General features: G+C 69.4%; 3 protein-coding genes and 1 pseudogene. 2 read left to right on the forward strand and 2 right to left on the reverse strand.

Translation table 11 applies throughout. The features are described from left to right. Positions 1-302 precede the first annotated feature (302 nt). Entirely contained in the window at positions 303-989 is a 687-nt protein-coding gene (locus tag ACWEVS_RS46125) for a GNAT family N-acetyltransferase (RefSeq protein ID WP_452557582.1), read from the forward strand. Between the two features lie 18 nt (positions 990-1,007). On the opposite strand, the gene ACWEVS_RS46130 is transcribed toward ACWEVS_RS46125, so the two are convergent. Together ACWEVS_RS46130 and ACWEVS_RS46135 are read right to left on the reverse strand one after the other, a co-directional pair. Then, entirely contained in the window at positions 1,008-1,400 is a 393-nt protein-coding gene (locus ACWEVS_RS46130) for a hypothetical protein (protein ID WP_452557584.1), read from the reverse strand. Positions 1,401-1,547: 147 nt separating this feature from the next. Further along, a complete protein-coding gene (locus ACWEVS_RS46135; protein WP_452557586.1) occupies positions 1,548-1,757 on the reverse strand; it encodes a hypothetical protein in 210 nt (69 codons plus the stop codon). A 38-nt stretch (positions 1,758-1,795) separates the two neighbouring features. Here ACWEVS_RS46135 and ACWEVS_RS46140 point away from each other — a divergent pair. After that, a pseudogene (locus ACWEVS_RS46140) lies at positions 1,796-2,445 on the forward strand (Tn3 family transposase); the annotation flags it as partial. Positions 2,446-2,752: the final 307 nt, after the last annotated feature.

Consider the following 2,752-nt stretch of genomic DNA (forward strand, 5'->3'; position numbering starts at 1 on the left):
CGCCAGCCTGGGATCCCACACCATGCCGAGCTGGTCGAGGGCGACGATCTTCCACTCGGGCAGAGTGGCGCTTCTCGACACGTCGGGAGTTGAGCGTGGCCCGCCCCAAAGATGGCCCAGTCAGCTCGTGAGAAATTGGCCCGTGTGATGAGTCAATCGTGCGCACTACCCTCGGCGCAATGACGATGGGATCCACCCCGACTGACCAGCTCACCTCCTTGCCCTTGGCCGAGGCGCCGATGCGTCAGGCCCGCAACTCCGCCGCTTTTTGGAGGGCGACCGGACGATGTCGGGGGCATGAGGTGATCCGGCGCCGCGGTTTCGTCGCGGTCGACGGCGACGAGCGTGCAGGTCTGCGGATCTTGATCCAGGAGCCCGACCTCGACCTGGGCGAACTGGCCGAGTTGAGCGAGCTGGCCCGCCGGGCCGTGGGCCCGGTGAACGCCGAGGACCCGTTCAGCTCGACCGACCTGAGCCACCTGGGCATGCGCAGCTGGCAGATGCCGGTCATGCTGCGCCCGCCCGGGCCCGTCGGCGAACCGGTGCTCGAGGTGATCCGGGTACGGCGGCCCGAGGACCTCCAGGCGGCCGAGCGGATCGTGATCGAGGGTTTCGAGCTGACCGGATTCGAGCCCTACCGCCCCGGCGAGCTGTTTCCGATGACGCTGATCGAGCAGCCGGGCGTGGAGGTGTTCGTCGTATCTCACGACGGCGTGGCCGCGGGAGCGTGCGTCAGCGTCGTGGACGACGGCGTCGGCAGCCATTACTGGGTCGCTACATCACCGGCGTTGCGCTCGCGTGGCGTGGGGCGGGCCGTCATGCTCGCCTCCCTGGCCCACCTCGCGGATCTACCGCTCACCCTCACCGCATCCAAACTGGGCAGGCCGCTGTATGAGTCGCTGGGCTACACCGCCGCGACACCCTCGACCTGGTGGGCCTCTCCTCCTGGGCAACAGCGACGGCCTGGTGCTCGCGGGCGCTGCCGCTGATGGCGGTGGCCAGCCTGCTCAGGCGGCTGGCCAGCTCGCCGAGCCCTGCTTCCCACCCGGTCGGCGGCTCGTTCTCGGGCACGGCCTGGCCGTCGTCGCCAGCACGGCCGGCGGCGGGGCCAGCGGTGGCCGGGGGGTGTCGAGCGCAGCGGCCAGCTCGGCGCCGAGCTCGCAGGCACGGGCAAGGTCGGCGGCCAGGTGGCCGCGCAACCATGCGGCGTATGAGGCGGCCTCGGTAGTGCGGCGGCGGGCGCGGTGGGCGGCCTGGCGGCACGGGGTTCCGCAGTAGCGGGCCGGGCGGCCGGTGCGCGGCTGTCCGATCGCCGTGCCGCACACCGGGCAGCGCACGTCCGGCGCCGGGGTTTCGTCGTCGCGGCCGCCAGAGGCCTTCACGCGACGGAACTCGGTCATCTCTCTCCCTGGGTGCGGTGGGCTGTCCGGCGTGGTCTGGGCGGTCAGTTGTCGACCGGCAGGGTGCCCGCCAGGGTGTAGTCGAGCTTCGCGTGCAACCGCTCGTCGCCGTCCGGGTGGCTCCATGTTTCTGTCGAAACACTTTCCTCAGGCGCTCTGTTCGTAGTCCGGGAAGCGCCGGTCGGCGGCGATCATCTTAGACAGGACCTGAAGTCGCTCATCGGTGTTGGTCGGCCAGGGCCGCTGGATCAACTGGCGGGCGAAGGCGTCCAGCAGTTGCGTCCGCACGCTGGGAGCGTCCCAGCCGTCCTCCAGCGCGTCGGCGAGCAGATCGACCGGAGGGAACGCCAGCACCATCCGGAGCAGGCTGGTGCTGAACTCGTGCCCGGTGTCTCAACGCAGTAAACGACCAGGTCGCGGGCATCGGGCAGATGGTCGTCCCCGGCACCCCGCGCGACTCCCTGCACATCCTGGACGCGCTGCTGAACCTGGACGGCGGGGTGAAGCCGGAGATGGTGGCGACCGACCACGCCTCGTACTCCGACATGGTGTTCGGCCTGTTCAAGATCCTCGGCTACAACTTCAGCCCGCGGTTCCGCGACCTGGACGACCAGCGGTTCTGGCGGGCCACGATGCCCGGCGTCGAGACGGGCACGTACGGCGTGGTGGAGGACCTGGCCCGCAACCGCATGAGCCTGAACAAGGTGATCACGCACTGGCCGGACATGCTGAAGGCCGCAGGCTCCCTGGTAACCAGGCATACCGCGACGGCATGGAGGACCAGCTCGGCGCACTCGGCCTGGTCCTCAACGCCATCGTGCTCTGGACGACCCGGTACATCGACGCCGCCGTCGCCCAGCTCCAGGCCGAGGGCCACGAGCTCCGCGACGAGGATGTCGCCCGGCTCTCCCCGCTCAAGCACCGCAACCTGAACATGCTCGGCCGCTACAGCTTCACCGCCTCCACCCCGGCCGCCGGCGCCCTGCGCCCGCTGCGCGACCCGGACGCGGTGGAGCTGGACGAGAACGACGATGGCGATGCGTGAGCATGCTGTACGACGGCTACGCGGAGCCCTCGATCTCGGCCCGCAATCGGGCGGCGAAGACGCGGCCCCTCTCCGCGATGACTGCTGCCCCGGGAACGTTGCCGGCGTTGGCGCGGCTGAGTCAGATCTGCTCGACTACCACCGTGGACAGGATCTGCAGCAGCTCTTGGTAGCTAATCGGCCAGCGCCTGACTCGGCATGACCCACCGCCCCTAGAAGATCACTGAAGATCTTGTTCTTGGTGGCCTGTGAGGCGGCAGGATCCTGGATTCTTCAGGAGAGTCGGGAAGCCAGTGTCCAGGTGTCG

The sequence above is a fragment of the Nonomuraea sp. NPDC003754 genome (assembly GCF_053605785.1).